The organism is Streptomyces sp. Tue6028, from assembly GCF_002300165.1.
In the GTDB taxonomy this organism is placed as follows: domain Bacteria; phylum Actinomycetota; class Actinomycetes; order Streptomycetales; family Streptomycetaceae; genus Streptomyces; species Streptomyces siamensis.
On the sequence record NZ_MLCE01000013.1, the window covers coordinates 172,254 to 192,299 of the forward strand.

At 72.1% G+C, this 20,046-nt stretch carries 13 protein-coding genes; 1 reads left to right on the plus strand and 12 read right to left on the minus strand.

All coding sequences use genetic code 11. From position 1 onward, the window contains the following. Nucleotides 1-9 precede the first annotated feature (9 nt). From BKI49_RS12200 to BKI49_RS12240, 9 genes are all read right to left on the minus strand, one after another. Nucleotides 10-1,200 carry a hypothetical protein gene (locus tag BKI49_RS12200; protein ID WP_095934261.1) on the minus strand — a complete coding sequence of 397 codons (1,191 nt, stop codon included), beginning with the start codon at nt 1,198-1,200 and terminating at the stop codon, nt 10-12. 91 nt (nt 1,201-1,291) lie between these two features. After that, nucleotides 1,292-2,842, minus strand: coding sequence for an alkaline phosphatase D family protein (locus BKI49_RS12205; protein ID WP_095934262.1), 1,551 nt, complete (start codon nt 2,840-2,842; stop codon nt 1,292-1,294). 414 nt (nt 2,843-3,256) lie between these two features. Beyond that, nucleotides 3,257-4,804: an FG-GAP-like repeat-containing protein gene (locus BKI49_RS12210; protein WP_095934263.1), complete on the minus strand. Its 1,548-nt coding sequence runs from the start codon at nt 4,802-4,804 to the stop codon at nt 3,257-3,259. Between the two features lie 563 nt (nt 4,805-5,367). Further along, nucleotides 5,368-6,804: a GTPase ObgE gene (obgE, locus tag BKI49_RS12215; protein WP_095934264.1), complete on the minus strand. Its 1,437-nt coding sequence runs from the start codon at nt 6,802-6,804 to the stop codon at nt 5,368-5,370. A gap of 141 nt (nt 6,805-6,945) precedes the next feature. After that, a complete protein-coding gene (rpmA, locus tag BKI49_RS12220) occupies nt 6,946-7,200 on the minus strand; it encodes a 50S ribosomal protein L27 (protein WP_030362615.1) in 255 nt (84 codons plus the stop codon). A 16-nt stretch (nt 7,201-7,216) separates the two neighbouring features. Beyond that, a complete protein-coding gene (rplU, locus tag BKI49_RS12225; protein ID WP_028802589.1) occupies nt 7,217-7,537 on the minus strand; it encodes a 50S ribosomal protein L21 in 321 nt (106 codons plus the stop codon). A 259-nt stretch (nt 7,538-7,796) separates the two neighbouring features. After that, the gene (locus BKI49_RS12230; protein ID WP_095934265.1) at nt 7,797-11,846 is read right to left on the minus strand and encodes an Rne/Rng family ribonuclease; all 4,050 of its coding nucleotides are present in this window, start codon (nt 11,844-11,846) and stop codon (nt 7,797-7,799) included. Nucleotides 11,847-12,107: 261 nt separating this feature from the next. Further along, nucleotides 12,108-12,884 (minus strand): TIGR03936 family radical SAM-associated protein, encoded by a 777-nt coding sequence (locus BKI49_RS12235; protein WP_095934266.1) that lies wholly within the window; start codon nt 12,882-12,884, stop codon nt 12,108-12,110. 48 nt (nt 12,885-12,932) lie between these two features. Next, nucleotides 12,933-14,099 carry a hypothetical protein gene (locus BKI49_RS12240; RefSeq protein ID WP_095934267.1) on the minus strand — a complete coding sequence of 389 codons (1,167 nt, stop codon included), beginning with the start codon at nt 14,097-14,099 and terminating at the stop codon, nt 12,933-12,935. A 355-nt stretch (nt 14,100-14,454) separates the two neighbouring features. On the opposite strand from BKI49_RS12240, the gene BKI49_RS12245 reads away from it, so the two are divergent. Continuing rightward, nucleotides 14,455-15,039 carry a TerD family protein gene (locus BKI49_RS12245; RefSeq protein WP_095934268.1) on the plus strand — a complete coding sequence of 195 codons (585 nt, stop codon included), beginning with the start codon at nt 14,455-14,457 and terminating at the stop codon, nt 15,037-15,039. 211 nt (nt 15,040-15,250) lie between these two features. On the opposite strand, the gene BKI49_RS12250 is transcribed toward BKI49_RS12245, so the two are convergent. From BKI49_RS12250 to BKI49_RS12260, 3 genes are all read right to left on the minus strand, one after another. Beyond that, nucleotides 15,251-17,986, minus strand: a complete 2,736-nt coding sequence (locus tag BKI49_RS12250; RefSeq protein WP_095934269.1) for a cation-translocating P-type ATPase — start codon at nt 17,984-17,986, stop codon at nt 15,251-15,253. Between the two features lie 66 nt (nt 17,987-18,052). Further along, nucleotides 18,053-19,051: a polyphosphate kinase 2 family protein gene (locus BKI49_RS12255; protein WP_095934270.1), complete on the minus strand. Its 999-nt coding sequence runs from the start codon at nt 19,049-19,051 to the stop codon at nt 18,053-18,055. 171 nt (nt 19,052-19,222) lie between these two features. Next, nucleotides 19,223-19,987, minus strand: coding sequence for an SDR family oxidoreductase (locus BKI49_RS12260; RefSeq protein ID WP_095934271.1), 765 nt, complete (start codon nt 19,985-19,987; stop codon nt 19,223-19,225). Nucleotides 19,988-20,046 lie beyond the last annotated feature (59 nt).

A 20,046-nucleotide genomic window follows, 5' to 3' on the forward strand; every position in this document is an offset into this window, starting at 1 on the left:
CACCCGACCTCACGCTCGCTTGAGACGCTTGAGTACCCGGTGGCCGAGAACCCTCACCAGTTCCTTCGAGGAAGTCTGGTGCACCGTGCGCGCCGGTGCGGCCGACGCCGAGGCGGCGGCCACGGCGAGGGCTCCGTACAGCGCCCGGGCCGCCACCTCCGGGTCCATGCGGGTGGCCACCGGCGGGGTGCGCGGGGCCTCGGGCGCCGGTACGGCGGACAGCAGCGCCGGGTCCCCCAGGACCCGTACGTCCAGCGCCGCGATCCGCCCGGCCATCTCCGCGGCGATGTCCGCGGCGGCCCGCACGGCCCATTCCGGAGTGCTGATCCGGGCGTCGTCCGATGCCGGCCGGCAGGTGTTCTTCATATGCATCACGGCGCCGTTGCGTACGAGCCTGGAATAGATCTCGTCGGGCAGTCCATTGCCGCGGAATTCCGTGTTGAGCATCCGCAGCATTTCGGTCTCGGCGAGCGTGAGGGAGCGGTTGGCCGTGTCCGGCACCTTCACCAGAAGTCCGTCCGGCAGACCGAGGAGGGATTCGAAGGTGCGCATCAGTCCGTCGCGGTCCCGGTCGTCGACCACGACGACGGTGACATTCCCGGCTGCGACGACCCGCGCCCAGCGCTCGACGAGCCGGTCGTGGCGGTGGCGGCGCCAGAAGCTCGGGTTGGGCTTCTCGTAGGGAGCCCTGCGCAGCATGTGGTCGAGCCAGTCCTCGTAGCCCATGCGCAACCCGTTCTGCACGTACTGCTGCCACTGCGACGGCATGATTCTGGCCAGCGGACGCAAGGTCACCAGGACGTGCACCCGGTCACCGCCCAGGTCGCCGACGATCCGCGCCACGGTCTCGTCGTCGGGGGCGTCCGCGAAGAACTCGCTGCTGACGACCGAGGTGCGCCCTCCGGTGGCGTGCACCGCGTCCACGAGCCGCTGCCAGTGGCCCTCGGTGGGCCGGACGTCGCCCAGCATGCCGGGCCGGGCGCACACCGCGAGGGCCGCCTCCATGGGGTGTCTGCTGTGTGCGGGGAAGTCGACACCGTGCCGGGCCATCGCCTCCGCGGCGGCGAACAGGGCGCCCTGGATGGATGTGGTCCCGGTCTTGTGCGGGCCTATGTGCAGCAGCCGGGTGCCGGTGGACAGCGGAGCGGGCGCGGCGCTCCGGGCGGCCGTCGTGGGGTGGGTCGAACAGTCGGTCTCCATGGTGAGAGGACGTTAAGGAGCCATCCTGAGGGCAGGCTGAGAATGCCCTGGGACTCCTGTGAGTCCCAGGGCACCGCGGTCCGCGGACCGGTCACACGAGCCGTACGCCCGGCTCCCCGTCCTCGACGCGCAGCCGGCCCAGCGTGCTGGAGGCCGCCTCCGGGCTGAGCACCGTCTCCGGGACGCGCACCTGGGCGTCGATGCCGTCGCGGCGGATGTCGAAGAGGTGGTAGCCGCGGTGGGCGTCGATGAACTTCCAGTGCGGGTTGTCGGCCCTGCGCGGGTCCCACTCCTTGTGGAAGGCCGCCTGGTCCTGGTCGCCGCCGCTGGAGACGGAGGTCCCGACGAACTCGGCGCCCACGACGGCGGAGTCCGGGTCGGCGAAGTCCTCCTTGAGGTCGCTGACCATCGTCAGGTGCCGGTCGCCGGTGAGCACCACGGGGTTGCGGATGCTCGCGAACTCTCCCATGAGGGCGTTGCGTTCGGCCTGGTAGCCGTCCCAGGCGTCGTAGTACCAGAGCTTGCCCTCGCCGACCTGGAGGTCGGTCTCAGCCATCATGATCTGCGAGGCGATCAGGTTCCAGCGGGTCGGCGAGTGGTGCAGGCCGTCGAGCAGCCACTGCTTCTGCTCGGCCCCGAGCATGGTGAGCGAGGGGTCCTCGGCGCCTTCCTGGCCGGTCGCCTGGTTGCTGCGGAACTGCCGGGTGTCCAGGACGTTGAGGCGGGCGAGACGTCCGAAGTCGAGCCGCCGGTACATCTGGATGTGCGGCCCGTTCGGGATCGCGGCTGCCCGGACCGGCATGTGCTCGTAGTACGCCTGGTAGGCGGCGGTCAGCCGGGCGACGAACGCGTCGGGCGACTGCTTGTCGGGGTCCTGCGGGAGCTGGCCGGCGAAGTCGTTGTCGACCTCGTGGTCGTCGAAGGTGACGACCCAGGGCGCGCCCGCGTGCATCGCCGCGAGGTGCGGATCGCTGCGGTACTGGGCGTAGCGGTTGCGGTACTGGACGAGGGTGTACGGCTCGTCGCTGCCCTCGTGCCTGCGCACGGCCGTCGCCGACGGCTTGGACTCGTAGATGTAGTCGCCGACGAAGAGCACGACGTCGGGGTCCTGGGCGAGCATGTCGGCGTACGGCGTGAAGTAGCCGTTCTGCCAGTTCTGGCAGGAGGCCAGCGCGACGCGCAGGGAGCCGCCCCTGCTGTGCGGGTGGGGCGCGGTGCGGGTGCGGCCGACGGGCGAGAGCCGTCCGGAGGCGCGGAAGCGGTACCAGTACGCACGGTCCGGACGCAGTCCGCGGACATCGACATGAACGCTGTGCCCGTACTCGGGCCTGGCCTGGGCGACGCCCCGGCGCACGCTCTTCCTGAACCGGTCGTCCTCGGCGATCTCCCACTCCACCGGCACGACGGTGTCGGGCATGCCGCCGCCGTTCAGCGGGTCGGGGGCGAGCCGGGTCCACAGCACGATGCCGTCGGGCAGCGGGTCGCCGGAGGCGACGCCGAGGCTGAACACACCTTCGGGAAGGGGTGTTTCGGCCGCCCGCGCGGTGGTCGGCAGCCACAGCTGGGCGGACGCCGCGGCACCGAGCACGGCGGCACCGGCGGTCAGAAAGCGGCGGCGGTCGGGCGACACTGCTCCGGTCATCGGCGAACTCCCTTGCCTCGATGGGCTCTTGCGACACTCGGAAGCTCCCACGGGAGGACGGTCCGCCCGCTGAACGGAGACCTTCGCGTGCATGACAAATGGGCAGACAGCGGAAGACCCGTTGCGGCACAGGAACAGCACAAAGAACGTGATCTTGCTACAACGGGTCGGACGGAACGTCAGCAGACATTGCGCACAGCGGTGTTCAGGCGTCCGGAAGCGCGCGGACGGGTCTGGCCACCTGCCCCGTCCTGCGCCTGACCCGGTCGCCGAGCCCGTCGGCCGCATGCACACCGGTGGCCGGCGACGCGGCACCCGACGGGCCCTTGGCGCCGCCCCGGCCGACCTCCACGTAGCCGGAGTCGGCGCCGCCACCGGGACCGGCCCGCCGGTCGCGAGGCCGGCCCCGGTGGTTCAGTCGTTCAGGGACTGGCCGAAACGCGAACCCGTCGCGGGCAGCCCGAGCGTGGTGCCGCCGAAGGAGGACGCGCCGCTCGCGGTGATGCCGCTCGCCGTGGCGGACAGGATCCAGACGGAGCCGTTGCCGGCGTTCTCGTCCGCGTCCCCGACGATCAGGCCGTCCTTCTTGTCGCCGTTGGCGTCGAGCAGGGCGGTCTCGGTGCCGAAGCGGTCCTGCTTCTCCGCGGTCCCGGGCACTCCGGCGGTGTCCTGCGTGAACACCTTCGCCCCCGTGCCGGTGAGCCCCTTGGCGCTGCCGCGCAGGACGAGCACGCTGCCCGCGTCGGTGAGGCTGCCGAGGTCCTCGTTCGGCAGGCCGGTCGCCACGTCGAGGTAGCCGTCGCCGTTGGTGTCGCCGATCGACAGTCCGGTGCCCATGCCGTCGCCGCGCTCGCCCGCGCCGGGCACGCCCGCGGTGTCCTGGTTGATCCACACCGGCTTGCGGGTGGTGGACAGGCCGCCCGAGCCGCCGTAGACGACGCCCAGCGCCCCGCCCTTGGTGGGGAGTTCGACGTCGCTGTCGTAGTTGTCGAAGGAGTGGCCGACGACGATGTCGCCGTAGCCGTCCTTGTTCAGGTCACCGATCTCCAGGTCCTCGCCGCCGATGAGGCGTCCCGTGGGGTCCTTGAGCAGGCCCTTGTCGGTGAAGCCGTCCGCGCCGCCGGTCAGCAGGGCGACGCCGCGTGAATCGGATTCCTCGGTCGAATGGGTGCTCACGGCGATGTCGGCGATGCCGTCGCCGTTCACGTCGCCTGACGTGACGATGTCGGCGATCTCGAACTCACCCGGCGTGATGTCGAAGTACGTGGTCCTGGTGCCCAGCCGGTCCCGGGTGAACGGGCCGTGCCGCACGGCGCCGTCCGCGGTGACCGACTCGGCGCCGTGCTGCCCCTGCGGGTCGGTCGACGTGGCGTCGACGCCCAGCCGCACGAGATCGGGGTGCTTGTCGCCATCGACGTCCGCCACCGTGAAGCCCCGCATGTGCATCGCGTCCGGCATGCCGGTCAGCATGGTCGGCTCGGCCGAAAGTCCCTTGGGGCCGCCCCAGTTGACGACGACGACATTGCCGGAGTACCCGTCGAAGTGCTTCATCGCCACGGACGACAGCAGGTCGGCGTAACCGTCCTCGTCGAGATCGGCGCTCTGGAGCCGCGTCCCGTAACCGGTCAGCGTATTGACCGAGTTCCAGCGGTCCGGCCAGGTCAGGATCTGCTTGCGCGACGTCGACAGCCCGCCGGCCGCCCCGTACACCACGCTGATCGCGCCGGCCTTGGTGTGGCCGTCGGCCGTCGTGCCGGGCGCGCCGACCGCCAGGTCCGGATAGCCGTCACCGTTGTAGTCGTCGTGCAGGCGCTTGGCGCTGGGGGTCGCCGAAGTCGCCGGTGCGGTGGCCGCGTTGACGGTGGGCGCCACGAGGGCGCCGGCCGCGACCGCGACGGCCGCGCCGAGGACGACGCGTCTGCGACGGGAGAGGAAGGAACGGCGGTGCGTGTGCGGGGACATGAGCGTTCCTGACGTAGAGGGGGGCGTCGGGGGGCCGAGCGGTCACGGCGTTGCCCGTCGGCTCCGGCAAGTCCCCTGGAAGGAGGGGAAGTCCGGGCCTCAGCGGGCGAACTCGCCCCGGGTGGGGGCGCACGCCGGGTCCGAGCCGAGCGTTCCCGGTCTCGGCAGGGAGGGCTCGGGCACGTGGACTCCGGGCGGTTGGGCGGCAGTTGGACGCGCGGGGGTCCACCGCCTCAAGATCCCCATGCGCGCCCAGTACGACTCCCCGCCGCCCCGCACGGTTGCCCTGCCGTGCGCCACGACTTTCCACGGAGTTCACCCGAGAGCCCGTGACGGCATCACGGCGTTCACCCCGGAGCCGTGACGGCACCACCGCGTTCACACGAGCCGCCGTGACAGCACCGCGCTCAGCCGGGCCGGGCGTGACAGCGCCTCGGCGTTCGCCCCAGGCGGGCCCGTGACGGCACCACCGCGTTCCGAGCACTCATGACAGCACGACGGCATGCGCGCGGGGCACCGTCATGGTGCCCCGCGCGCATGCCGTGGTCGTGGGACGACGAGCCCTAGAACGGCTCGAAGTCGTCGTACTCCTTCTCCGACTCGTCCCGCTCCGCCTGCTTGTCGCGGCGGCGCTGGGCCGCGGGACGCGGGGCGTCGAGGCGGTGGTCCTCACCGCGGCGGCCGAGCATCTCCGCACCGGCCATGACGGTCGGCTCCCAGTCGAAGACGACCGCGTTCTCCTCGGGACCGATGGCGACGCCGTCGCCCGAGCGGGCGCCCGCCTTCATCAACTGCTCCTCGACACCGAGGCGGTTGAGGCGGTCGGCGAGGTAGCCGACGGCCTCGTCGTTGTTGAAGTCGGTCTGGCGGACCCAGCGTTCGGGCTTCTCGCCGCGGACGCGGAAGAGGCCGTCCTCCTCCTGGGTCACGGTGAAGCCGGCGTCGTCGACCGCCTTCGGGCGGATGACGATGCGGGTCGCCTCCTCGCGCGGCTTGGCCGCCCGGTCCCGTCCGACCAGGTCGGCGAGCGCGAAGGAGAGCTCCTTGAGCCCCATGTGCGCGACCGCGGACACCTCGAAGACGCGGTAGCCGCGGGCCTCCAGGTCGGGGCGGACCATGTCGGCCAGGTCCTTGCCGTCGGGCACGTCGATCTTGTTGAGGACGACGATGCGCGGACGGTTGCCGAGACCCCCGTACTGCTTGAGCTCCTCCTCGATGACGTCGAGGTCGGAGACCGGGTCGCGGTCGGATTCGAGGGTGGCGGTGTCCAGGACGTGCACCAGCACGCTGCACCGCTCCACGTGACGCAGGAATTCCAGACCGAGGCCCTTGCCCTGGCTCGCGCCGGGGATCAGACCGGGGACGTCCGCGATCGTGTAGACCGTCTCGCCCGCCGTGACCACACCGAGGTTGGGGACCAGCGTCGTGAACGGGTAGTCGGCGATCTTCGGCTTGGCGGCCGACAGGACCGAGATGAGCGACGACTTGCCGGCGCTCGGGTAGCCGACCAGGGCCACGTCCGCGACGGTCTTCAGCTCCAGCACGATGTCCTGGAGGTCGCCGGGCTCGCCGAGCAGCGCGAAGCCGGGCGCCTTGCGGCGGGCCGAGGCCAGCGCCGCGTTGCCGAGGCCGCCCCGGCCGCCCTGCGCGGCGACGTACGCCGTGCCGTGCCCGACCAGGTCGGCGAGCACGTTGCCCGCCTTGTCGAGGACGACCGTGCCGTCCGGCACGGGCAGGACCAGGTCCTGGCCGTCCTTGCCGGAGCGATTGCCGCCCTCACCGGGCTTGCCGTTGGTGGCGTTGCGGTGCGGCTTGTGGTGGTAGTCGAGCAGCGTGGTCACGGACTGGTCGACGACCAGGGTCACGTCGCCGCCCCGTCCGCCGTTGCCGCCGTCGGGGCCGCCGAGCGGCTTGAACTTCTCCCGGTGTACGGAGGCACAGCCGTGGCCTCCGTTACCCGCGGCGACATGCAGCTCGACGCGGTCCACGAAGGTGGTCATGGTGGTGCCTCCAGCACTTCGATTACGTACGGAATGTCTCTTCGGTAACGCGCGAAAGGCGGACCCGCTTCCCCTGCGGGAAGTGAGGTCCGCCTCGCGAAGAACTCTGTTCTACGGAGCCTGAGCCCTGGTGGGGCTGGTTCAGGCGACCGGAACGATGTTCACGACCTTGCGGCCACGGTGGGTGCCGAACTCGACCGCACCGGCGTCCAGCGCGAACAGCGTGTCGTCCTTGCCACGGCCGACACCGGTGCCGGGGTGGAAGTGGGTGCCACGCTGGCGGACCAGGATCTCACCGGCGTTGACGGTCTGACCGCCGAAGCGCTTCACACCGAGCCGCTGAGCGTTGGAGTCGCGACCGTTCCGAGTGGACGATGCGCCCTTCTTGTGTGCCATGTCTCAGTCCCTACCCTTACTTCGCAGCCGCGGGGATCTCAGTGACCTTGATCGCCGTGTACTGCTGGCGGTGGCCCTGACGACGGCGGTAGCCGGTCTTGTTCTTGTAGCGAAGGATGTCGATCTTCGCGCCCTTGTGGTGGTCCACGACCTCGGCCTGGACCTTGATGCCGGCCAGCACCCACGGGTCACTGGTCACAGCGTCGCCGTCGACAACGAGCAGGGTCGAGAGCTCGACCGTGTCGCCAACCTTGGCAGTGGAAATCTTGTCAACCTCAACGATGTCGCCGACAGCAACCTTGTGCTGGCGACCACCGCTGCGCACGATGGCGTACACGCGGATCTCTCTCTCGCTCGGAACGGAACCCCGCAGTCCAGCCGCGCGCGGAGCGAGCGGCCTCTCCCGGAGCGCATGACACGCGTGATTCCGGGAGGAAGAGGTTTACGGGGATGCGGCGCGTCTGTGACACGCCGACGGTCAAGGTTACGGGGCCACGGCCGAAAGGGTCAAACCAGGCCGGGCCCCACGGGTGTGCCGCCCGTCACTCGGCGTCCCGGCCCGGCGGATGTGCCGGGCCGGGACGCCGGACGGGGACTCAGCCCTCGTCGGTGGAGGCGGTGACGGCGGACAGGGTCTGCTCCGCCGCCGCCGTCTTCTTCGACGTGGCCTTGGTGGCGGCCTTCTTCGCGGTCGCCTTCTTGGCCGTGGCCTTCTTGGCGGCCGTCTTCTTGGCCGCCGTCTTCTTGGTGGCGGCCTTCTTGGCCGTCGCCTTCTTGGCCGTCTTGCGCGCCGCGGCCTTCTTCGCGGCGGCCGGAGCCTCGGCCTCGTCGGCCTCGGTCTCGGCGACCACTGCCTCGGCGGCGTCGGCCGTCTCCTCCGCGGGGGCCGCGGCCGACGGGACGACCACGACGGCCGCCTCCTGGGACGCGGTGGGCGCGGTGGCCTTGCGGACGGCGCGGCGGCGCGGACGCGCCGGGGCGGCGCTCTCCGCGGGCGCCTCGGCGGCGGTCTCCGCCACGGGCTCGGGCTGCGGCTCGGCGGCCGCCTCCGGCTCGGCCACGGGCGCCGCGACCGGCTCCGTGACCGTCACCACGGCCTCCTCCGAGGCCTTCGGCGAACCGGCCGGGGCCGACACCTTGCGGGTGGCGCGACGGCGCGTACGGCCCTTGGGAGCGGCCTCGTCCTCGACGGACTCCACGACGGCGGCTTCGGTGACCACCGGAGCCTCGGTGACCGCAGGGGCCTCGGCGACGAGTTCCTGCGGCGCCTCGACGACCGGGTCCTCGACGGCGACCGGCTCGGACTCGGCGGCCTCACGCGACTTGGCGGCCCGCTCGGCACGCTCGGCGCGCTTCGAGGGACGCCCCTCCGCCCGCGGCGCACCCGCCGGCGCGGACGCCCGCCGGGTGGCCCGGCGGCGCGAACGGCCCCGGCCCGCGGCGGCTTCGGCCTCGGCGGCGCTGCTGTACAGCTCCTCGTCCGGGGCGAACTCGGGTGCGAGCAGCGCGGCGGGCACCGCGGCCTCGGCGGCCACCTCGGCCTCGGTCTCCGCCTCGACGGTCTCGGCCGCCTCGGTGGTCTCCGCGGCCACGGCCTCGTGCTCGTGCTCGTGGGGCTGCTCGGCACCGCCGCGGCCGCGCTTCTTGCGCTTGCCTCCGCCGCCGGCGGACGACGGCTGCTCCATGTGCACGATGACACCGCGGCCGTTGCAGTGGACGCAGGTCTCGGAGAAGGACTCCAGCAGACCCTGGCCGACACGCTTGCGCGTCATCTGCACCAGACCCAGCGAGGTGACCTCGGCCACCTGGTGCTTGGTGCGGTCGCGGCCCAGGCACTCCAGCAGGCGCCGCAGCACCAGGTCGCGGTTGGACTCCAGGACCATGTCGATGAAGTCGATGACGACGATGCCGCCCAGGTCGCGCAGCCGCAGCTGGCGCACGATCTCCTCGGCCGCCTCCAGGTTGTTCCTGGTCACGGTCTCTTCGAGGTTGCCGCCCTGACCGGTGAACTTGCCGGTGTTGACGTCGACCACGACCATCGCCTCGGTCTTGTCGATCACCAGCGAACCGCCGCTCGGCAGCCAGACCTTGCGGTCCAGCGCCTTCATCAGCTGCTCGTCGATCCGGTACGTGGCGAAGACGTCGACCTCGGAGGTCCACTTCGACAGCCGGTCCGCCAGGTCGGGCGCGACGTGGGAGACGTACCCGTGGATGGTCTCCCACGCCTCGTCGCCGCTGACGATGACCTTCGAGAAGTCCTCGTTGAAGATGTCGCGGACGACGCGGACGGTCATGTCCGGCTCGCCGTAGAGCAGCGTCGGGGCGTTGCCGCTCTTCGCCTTCTTCTGGATGTCCTCCCACTGCGCCTGGAGCCGTTCGACGTCACGGCGCAGCTCGTCCTCGCTCGCTCCCTCGGCGGCGGTGCGCACGATGACGCCCGCGTCCTCGGGGACGATCTTCTTGAGGATGGTCTTCAGCCGGGCGCGCTCGGTGTCGGGCAGCTTGCGGCTGATACCGGTCATCGAGCCCTCGGGCACGTAGACCAGGTAGCGGCCGGGCAGCGAGACCTGGCTGGTGAGGCGGGCGCCCTTGTGGCCGATCGGGTCCTTCGTGACCTGCACGAGAACGGACTGGCCGGACTTCAGCGCGGTCTCGATGCGGCGCGGCCCGTTGGCCAGGCCGAGTGCCTCGAAGTTCACCTCGCCCGCGTACAGGACAGCGTTGCGGCCCTTGCCGATGTCGATGAAGGCGGCCTCCATCGACGGCAGGACGTTCTGCACCTTGCCGAGGTAGACGTTGCCGACGTACGAGGTCGACTGCTCCTTGTTGACGTAGTGCTCGACGAGCACGTTGTCCTCGAGGACGCCGATCTGGGTGCGCTCGCCGCTCTGGCGGACGACCATCACGCGCTCGACGGCCTCGCGGCGGGCCAGGAACTCGGCCTCGGTGATGATCGGGACGCGTCGGCGGCCCTGCTCGCGGCCCTCGCGGCGGCGCTGCTTCTTCGCCTCCAGGCGGGTCGAGCCCTTGATGGACTGCACCTCGTCGACCGGGTGCTCGTCCTTCTTGCGGGGCTCGCGGACCTTCACGACAGTGCGCTCGGGGTCGTTCTCGCCGGCCTCGGCCTCGCCGCCGGAGTCACCGGCGCGACGACGGCGCCGACGACGGCGACGGCTGCTGCTGGAGCCGGAACCGCCCGCCTCCTCGCGCTCGTCCGCCTCCTCGGCGTCCTCCTCGACCTGCTCGGCGGTGTCCTCGGCGTCCTGCGCGGCCTGTTCGGCGGCGAACTCGTCGTCCGCGGACTCGCCGTCCGCCTCGGCGGACTCGCCACGACGACGACGACGGCCACCACGACGGCGACGGCGACGGGAGCCCGCGGACTCCTCCTCGCCCTCGTCACCCTCGACGACGTCCTCGGCGGACTCGGCGCCCTCCTCCGGCTCCTCCTCGGCCTCGTCGACGGCGGCCGGCACGGTCACCGGCTCGTCCTCGACGGCCCGGCGACGGCGGCGCCGGCGTCCGCCGGTGCTCTCCTCGGCGGCTTCGGCGACCTCGGCGACCTCGGTCCCGGCAGCCTCCTCCTCGGCGGCTTCCTCGGCCGCCTCCGCGGCCTCGGCGGCAGCCGCGGCGGCGGCCCGCTCCGGGGTCTGGAACATCGGCTCGGTGAACACGGGCGCCTGGAACACGGCGACGGCCGGACGCGCCGGACGCCGACCGCCCTCGTCGGTCTCCTCCTCCTTCGCCGCGGGCGCGGAGAAGCCACCGGCGGCCTTGCGAGTGGCGCGGCGGCGGGTGCGGCGCGGTCCGCCGTCCTCGGCCTGCGCGGCCTCGCCGTCGGTCACCTCGGCGGCCGTGGCCGGCGCGGTCTCGGCGACGGGCTCGGGTGTCTCGGCGCGCTCCTCGACGGCCCCGCCCTCGGGCGTGGCGGCGGGCGCGGAGACCCGGCGGGTGGCGCGCCGGCGCGTGGTGCGGCGGGGCGCGGCCTCCTCGGTCTCGGCGACGGGCTCGGCCGGGGCGGTCACCTGCGCCGCGGCGGTCTCGGCGGGCTCCACGGCCTCAGGCGTCTCCTCGGCCTCGGCGATCACGACGGCTTCGGTCTCCTTGGGCGCACCGGTGGGTGCGGAGGCGCGGCGGGTCGCACGACGGCGCGTACGCCCGGCTGGCGCGGCTTCCTCCGCCGCGGGGGCCGGGGCCTCTGCCACGGGCTCGGCTTCGGCGGTCACCGCTTCAGCGGCGGGCACGACGGTCTCAGCGGCCTCGGCGGCCTCGGCCGTCTCCACCGACGCGGGCGCACCGGCGGGCGCGGACGCCCGGCGGGTGGCCCGGCGGCGTGTGCGGCGCGGAGCCGTGTCCTCGGCGGAAGGGGTCTCGGTCTCGGCCGCCTCGGTGGCGGCCGGGATCTCCTCGGCGACGGCCTGCTCGGTCTCGACGGCCTCGGCGGTCTCTTCCTCCGCGAGTTCGTCGGCCGAGGCGACGGCCGGTATGGCCGGAGCGGTGGTCTCGGCCGCGGCCTCGGTGGCGGCGGCCGGGGGGCCCGCGGGGCGCGACGCGGCGCGGCGACGGCGTCGCGGCGGCAGGGTGTCGCTGGGGGTGTCGTTGTTCTCGGAGCCCGTGGAGGGCTCAGCGGGTTCGGTCGGCTCAAGCATGCGGGTGGATCTCCCGTCAGGCTCCCGGGCGCCGCGCCTGGTCCGGCGATGCCGGTGACGTCCGCGGCTCGCGCGATGCGCGGTGCCGCCGTCCGGGGCGCGGGCGCCGCACGGGAGCTCTCTGTGTCCTGTCTCGCCGGTTCCGTACACCATGTGTGCGTACGGCCTGGCGAAAGTCTTCTGGTCGGTGCGCTGCCCGACCCAGGTGGCTCCCGGATTCGAGGGCGGCGCTACGACGTCCGTCCCTACGCGGGACCTTCCTTACGCCGGCGCCTTCGCGGCGGCAGCTGGGGCGGCCCCGGAGCGATCGGCTGGGGCGGCCGTGACTGCCTCGCGGTCGGGCGCGAGCGGGTCGGTCACCGTGCCGGTCTCTTCATCGAACAGCCCCTGCGCCAGCCTGGTCACCGCTGCGGGGACCGGCGGCGCCAGGTCGGCCACGGCGCGGAGACCGGACAGGACGTCGTCGGGTCGAACGGCAGGCGTCACGTGCCGAACAACCAGCCGCAGTATCGCACAGGGCTGGTCGGTCGGCCTATCAGCCTGGGGGGTGTGCGTCTCCAGGCTCGCGACGGCGGCGCGGGCGTCGAAGGTCCGCATGCCGTTCTTCGTCCTGCGCTGGACCTCGACGGTCTCGGCCGCGCGGAAGGCGCCGACGGCGCGCTCCGCCTCCTGAGGAACCACGCCGTCGAGGCGCAGCTCCCACACGGAGGCGGTGAGCCGGTCGGCGAGGCCCGAGGTGCGGGCCTCGACGGCGTCGATGATGTCGAGCCCGTCGGGCAGCGACTCGTCGAGGAGCTCACGCAGGGTTTCCGGGTCGCGCGCCTCGGTGAGCGCGATCTCCAGGTACTCCGCCTCACTGCCGGTGCCGGTGGGTGCGGCATTGGCGTACGACACCTTCGGATGCGGCGTGAACCCCGCCGAGTACGCCATGGGCACCTCGGCTCGGCGCAGCGCACGCTCGAAGGCGCGCTGGAAGTCACGGTGGCTGGTGAACCGGAGGCGGCCGCGCTTGGTGTAGCGCAGTCGGATGCGCTGCACCGCGGGTGCGGGCGGCGGGCCTTCGGGCTGTCGCTTGCCCAGTGTCGTTCAGTCCTTCGTGAGAGCGGTCGTACTGCTACCTAGAGTACGTGTCTCACCGGCCGTCGGTTCCCGGCGGTCCACGGGCTGCGGCTCGTGGGGCGGACCGAAGAGCATCCGCCGGAAGTCGGCGCGGGCCTGCCGGGCGGAGTCCCGGGCGGCGGTCAGGGCCTGCCGGGTGGCCCGTCCGACGCTGCGTGCGGCCTCGGCCGCGGGCCGCAGCACCAGGTCCCGCACGGCGTGCCCGACGGGCGTCAGCAGGGTCCGGTACACCCAGCGCACCGGCTCCACGAACGTCCACCGCAGGACCTTCGCGAGGAACCGGCCGACGGCGAGCGAGATGTGTCCGGCGACGCGCCAGGCGTGTCCGAGGGCCTCGCCGATCTCCCTGCCGATGACGGCGAGCACGCGTCCGACCGGCGCGAGCACCCATCGCCACAGCGCGAGCGCGGGCAGCACCAGGAGGATGCGGCCCGTCCAGTAGAACGCGGCGCCGACGCCGATGAAGATCATCCGTACGAGCCACACGAGACCGCCCGCCAGCCAGGCGATCCCCTTGCCGACGGGGGTGAGGACCCACTCGTACAGCCACAGGGCCGGGACCACGACGAGGTACCGGACCAGCCAGGCGCCGGCGGTGTACAGCCCGAGGCCCACGGCGGCGAGGATCAGACCGACACCCCTGACCAGCCAGGCGATCGCCCGCCCGACCGGGGTGAGCAACCGCGCGTAGACCCAGCCGAGCGCCGCCGCGATGCCGCCGAGGACCCAGGCGGCGGCCGCACCCACGCCCCGGGCCACCCAGGCGATCGCGTGCCCGACGGGTGTCAGCACGGTGCGGTACAGCCACACCGCGGGCACCACGAGCAGCACGTGACCGAGCCAGGCCAGCGCCCTGCCGAGCGGGACGAGGGCGTACCGCCACAGCGTCACCCACGGCCAGACGAACACGGCCCACGCGGCCCAGGCGAGCGCCCGCCCCAGCGGGCGCAGCACGGTGTCCCGCAGAAACCTTCCGGCGACGACGAGCGCGTCCCACGCCATCCGCACGGGTACGACGAGGACGAGCACCACGATCCGTACGGGAATGCGGATGGCGACGGCGAGGCACCCCTCGGGCTGCGGCCCTCGGGCCTGTGCAGGGGGCCGCTCAGCAGGCGTCTTTTCCCATTCCATACCCGCGTAGACGCGTCAGGCGCCCGGATGGATGCGGTCCCGGGCGATCCGGTACCGCGACATCCCTCTCTGATCACCGCTCGCCCCCAGGAAGCACACAGGCAAGGGACATGAGAGGGCGTCAACTGTCGCGCCTGCCCGGCATGCCGGGTCGCCGTGGTCCGGTGGGCGCCGGGGGCGGCTCGTTCCCGTCCGCGACCTGACCGCCATGTCGCCTCCGCGGAGGGGCCGTTGACACCGATCAGGCAGCACAAAGAGGGCGAAACGGGAACCCGCGGGCCAGTTGTGTGGATCGCCGGAAGTTCCAGGCACACTTTGCGTGTCGCAGTCCCGCCATCAAGAGGATGATCCATTCATGATTACGCTCACGAAGGAAGACGGCCCTGCGGACCTGGACGGAGTCACCCATCTGTCCATCGGGGTGTCCTGGGACCCCACCGCCGGCGCCAGCGGCGGGGTGGTCGGCATACTCCGTCGCAAGACCGGCACCGACCTCGACCTGATAGCCGTCGCCATGCAGGGATCCGACCCCGTGCGTCTGGCCGGCCTCGACTCGCTGGACCCCATGGGCAACGGCTCGCTGGTGCACAGCGGCGACAACCAGACCGGGCGCGGGGAGGGCGACGACGAAACGGTGACCGTCGAGTTCTCGCGCATCCCGCCCCAGATCACGTCGATCGTGTTCGTCGCGGCGGCGTTCAAGAAGGGCAGTTCCTTCCAGAAGGCGCGCAACATCAGCTTCAAGGTGTACGACGCCACCGGCGGCAGCACCCAGCAGGTCGCCGACATCTGGCCGAGCCTGCTCACGCAGGACAACGGCTGCGCCGTGGCCAAGGCCGTGCGGGCCGGCGGGAGCTGGAAGCTGGAAGTGATCAACGTGACGGGCAAGATCAAGCAGGGCGACGAGCACGCCCTGATGCGCTTCGCCATCAGCAAGTAGGACGCGGCCCCCTCGGCCCGGCTCTCGCGACGACACGTGATCCGGGCCCGGGGGCCGGTCCCGGCCCACTCCCCTCAGCCCGTACCCGGCACCCGGCGCCCTCTGTGCCCCGCGCCCAGCACGCCGCGCCCCACGGCCGGCGTCACACACGTCATACGACCGGCGTCACACACATCACACGACCGCCGTCACGCACGCCACACGACCGCCGTCACGCCCGTCCCGCGGTCGCTCCCCCGACGACGCGCCGCGCGATGAGCTTGCCGAGCTCCCACAGCGCCAGCAGCACGAGCGGCGGCACCAGCGTCCACGCGAACTGCTCCAGGTCGAGCTCGGTGGTCCCCAGCAGCCGCCGGAAGGCGTCCATCTGAGTGACCAGCACGGCGAGGACGAACTCCACGAGCATCGCCCGGTTCATCTGCTTGCTGTCGAAGCTGGCCGTGGTCAGGACCGTCTCCGTCTCGCTGCGGCACTCCAGCGCGGCCACGATCAGACAGAGCGCGAAGGTCGTGAACGCCATCGACTGGCCGACGGCGACGCTGTCGAAGTGCGACTCGCCGAGCTTGATCAGGGCGAGCAGACCGATGGTGATCGCCAGCCCGGAGAGCCCGACCGTGATCATCACGCTCCGGGTCAGCACGGGCTCGCCCCGCGGTCGCGGCCGTCGCGCCATCAGTCCGGGACTCTGCTGGTCGAAGCCGAGCGCGAAGCCGAAGGCGGCGTTGACGAAGAAGTGGATCCACAGCACCTGCGCCGGGGTGAAGGGCTCACCGGCGGCGATGTTGAACAGGGTCGCGCCGAGGAACGTCAGCACGAACACGACGAGCAGGACCAGCACGAAGCGGATGTACTTCGTGAGGTTGTCGTAGATCTTGCGGCCCTGCTCGACGGCGAACACGATCGTCGCGAAGTTGTCGTCGGCCAGCACCATGCGCCCGGCGTTCTTGGCGACCTCGGTACCGGACCCCATGGAGATCCCCACGTCGGCCGCCTTGATGGCCGGCGCGTCGTTCACCCCGTCGCCGGTCATGGCCACCACATGGCCCTTCTTCTTCAGCGTGTCGGCGAGCAGCACCTTGTGCTCGGGGGCCACCCGGCCGACCACACCGATGTCCTCGATCCGGGCGAGCCGCTCGCTCTCGTCCAGGGCGGCGAAGTCCGCGCCGAGCACGGCCTCCCCCTCGATCCCCAGCTGCCGGGCGATGGCGGCGCCCGTGACGACGTCGTCGCCCGTCACCATCCGGACCCGGATGTGGGCGGCCTGCGCGTCGGCCACCGCCGCCCGCGCCTCCTCCCGCGGCGGGTCGACCATGCCGACCAGACTCGTCATCTGGAGGTCCGTGACGTAACCGAGCAGATCGCCGGCGGGATCGAACGCGGCGGGATCGAGGTCGCGCCGCGCGGCGGCCATCACCCGCAGCCCCTCGCCCCCCATGCGTTCGATGTGCGTCTGGGCCTTGCGCTGCGCCTCTTCGTTCCACGGCACGGCCGCGCCCTGCGCCAGGGCGGTGGCCGACCGTTCCATCACCGCGGGCGCCGCTCCCTTCACGAAGCACCGCACGACCGGGCGGCCGTCGGCGTCCGTGGCCGAGTTGAAGGTGGCCATCAGCTTGTACGACGGGTCGAAGGGCAGCGTGGCCAGCCGGGGCAGCCGCTGCCGGGTGGCCTCCACGTCCACCCCTGCCTTGTGGCCGAGGACCAGCAGCGCGCCCTCGGTGGGGTCGCCGACCACCGCGCCGTCGACGAGGCGCGCGTCGTTGGCGACCAGGTACGGCAGGATCGCGTCCCCGAGGTCGGGTGAGCTGCCGACGGCGTGATGGATCCTGCCCTCCAGGCCGTACCCGGTGCCCGAGACGGTGTAGCGGTCGCCCGGATCGATCAGCTCCACGGCGGTCATCTGGTTCATCGTGAGCGTGCCGGTCTTGTCGGAGTTGATGGCCGAGGTGAAGCCCAGGGACTCCACCGACGGCAGGTCCTTGACGATGGCCTCGCGCCGCGCGAGGTCGACCGCACCGATCGACAGGATGGTCTGGGTGACCGTGGGCAGGGCCTCCGGGATGGCGGCGATCGCCAGCGACACGGCGCTCACGAACAGCACGTCCCACGCGGTGCCGCGGCTGCGGCCCAGGACGAACATCACGATCATGGTGAGCCCGGCGGCGCCCGTGATCCACAGGGTGAGGCGGTCCAGCTCGCGGGTGAGCGGCGAGGCCTCCCGGTGCGTCGCCGACAGCATCCCCGAGATCCGGCCGAGCTCGGTGTCGGCTCCCGTGGCCGTGACGATCACCGTTCCGCTGCCGTGCGTGACCGGGGTGTTCATGAACGCCATGTTCGTCCGGTCGCCGGGTCCCAGATCCTTCCCGGCCAGGCGTCCGGTGTCCTTGGCGGCGGGCACGCTCTCCCCCGTCAGCGCCGACTCGTCGATCTGCAGCGCGTTGGCCGCGACGATCCGGCCGTCGGCGGGCACCTCGTCCCCCGCGGCGATGAGCACCACGTCGCCGACGACGACCTCCTCCGCCGGGACCTCGGACTCCGTTCCGTCCCTGCGCACCCGGGCGGTCGCCTTCATCATCGACTTGAGCGCGTTCATGGCGCTCTCCGCCTTGCCCTCCTGGCGCATCCCGACGACCGCGTTGAGCACCGTCAGGAGAAGCAGCAGAACCCCTGTGCTCCACTCCTTGATCACCAGGGACACCACGGCGGCGGCCACCAGCACCAGCTGCATGTAGCTGCGGTACTGCGCGAGGTAGCGGCGCCAGCCCGGGAGGGGTTTCTCCTCCGGCAGGGCGTTCGGACCGTTCGCCCGGAGGACCTCCGCCGCCCGCGCCGAGGGGAGCCCCACGGCCGGGTCGACGTCGAAGGCGGCGGCGACCTCCTCCGGCGCACTCGTGTACCAGGTCCGGCCGTCGCCCGTCGGCTCGTGCGGAGCCTCTGTCTGCGCGGTCATCCCCGTGCCTCCGATCCGGCCCGCTCGGCCCGAGTGCTGTCCGCCCCCTCGGTGCTCCCCGCCCCCTCAGCCCTTGCCGCCCCCGCGCTTCCGCTTGCCGCCGCCCTTGGCCCTGCGGGCCCGCTTCGCGGCCTCGGCGGCGTACGGATCGCGGGGCTCGCCCTCCGGCGCCTCCCGCTCCAGCTCACGTCTCACCTCGGCCAGCTCCCGGCGTGTTCGGGCGCTGACGTGCGGGTACTGCGGGTCGATGTCCATCAGGGTGTGCGCCAGGACGGCCGCGGCGCAGACGCGCGCGAACCACTTGCGGTCGGCGGGCACGACGTACCAGGGCGCCCACTCCGTACTCGTGGCGGACAGCATCTGCGAGAACGCCCGCTGGTAGTCGTCCCACCGGGCGCGCTCCCGGACGTCCGCCGAGGAGAACTTCCAGTTCCGCTCGGGCACGTCGATGCGTTTGAGGAAGCGGAGGCGCTGCTCCTCCTTCGACAGGTTCAGGAACACCTTCACGACCTTGAAGCCGTTGTCGCACAGGTAGTGCTCCCAGTCGTTGATCTCGCGGTAGCGCCGCTCCCACACGTCAGGACCGCGGGCCGACTCCGGCAGCTTCTGCCGGTCGAGGTTCTCGGGGTGCACCCGCACCACCAGGACCTCTTCGTAGTGGGACCGGTTGAAGATGCCGATCTCCCCGCGCCGGGGCAGCTCGCGGGTGTAGCGCCAGAGGAAGTCGTGGTCCAGCTCCTCGGCCGAGGGCACTTTGAACCCGGCCACCCGCACGCCCTGGGGATTGATGCCGCTCATCACATGGCGGATCGTTCCGTCCTTGCCGCCGGCGTCCAGTGCCTGGAGGCACATGAGCACCCCGTACGTGTCCTGGGCGGCCAGCCGCCGCTGGTAGTCGGCGAGCAACTCGACGCCCTCGCGGAGCAGTTCGACGCCGTCCTTCTTCTTCCGGATGCCCGCCTTGTACCCGGGGTCGAAGTCCTTGGCCAGATGCACCTTCGTACCGGGCTCGACCCTCAGTGGCCTGATGAACTCCGCAATGCGTTCGGCCCTGTCCTCGGCCATCACCGCACGCCCTCTCGTCGCCCGGCCCGCGGCGCCTCGGGGCGCCCGCTCGTCGTGCACCAGCAGCTTCCGCCCGGCCCGGACGCCGGGGCTTCACCCTCCGTGGGTGATTCACGCCCCGCCGTGCCCTGCGAAGAGGTCCGGGGCCCGGCCCCGGACACTGCGGTCCCCTCAGTGCGGCAGGAGCTGCTGGCCTCCGTCGATGTCGTACGTGGCCCCGGTGAGCGCGTCGTTGCGCATGAGGTGCACGGCCAGGGCGGCGACGTCGGCCGGACCGACGACGCGTCCGATGGGGAGCCTGGAACGCAGGTCCTCACGCCGGGCTTCCAGCTGATCGCCCAGGAGCGAGGCCGACAGGGGGGTGTCGACGAACCCGGCGGCGATGAGGTTGACCCGGATCGGCGCGAGTTCGAGCGCCAGGTTGGCGACGAGGGCGGGCAGCGCCGCGGTCATCGCGGAGACGACGGCCAGGCCGACGCCGGGACGCCGGCCGCCGGTGCCGCCGATGAACACGAGCGTGCCTCCGGCTCTGACCTTGTCACGGCTGTGCAGGGCGATCCCGAGCGTGAGGGCGAGGCGGTCGCCGAACTCGCGGCGGGCCGCGTCGAGGTCCAGCTCCGCCAGCGGCGCGTACGAAGGGCTGCCGGCGGTGACCATCACATGGTCGACCGGGCCGGGCAGATCGTGGAAGAACCGCGCCACGCTATCGCTGTCGGCGGCGTCGAACGCCGCCGTGCTCACGGCGTCCAGCTCCTCGGCGGCCTGCCGCAGCCGTTCGGGGTCGCGGCCCACCAGGACCACCTGCCCGCCGTCCGCGCGGACCTGGCGCGCGGTCTCCCGTCCGATGCCCGAGCTGCCGCCGATCACGACGACGGTCCGGCCGTCGAGACCGGGCCGTCCGCCGGTGCCGGGAACACCGGCCGTGCCGCCCGTCATGCGCACCTCCAGGTGTCGGTCACCGATCCCATGGTGGTGGCGCCCTCCCTTGATCGCCC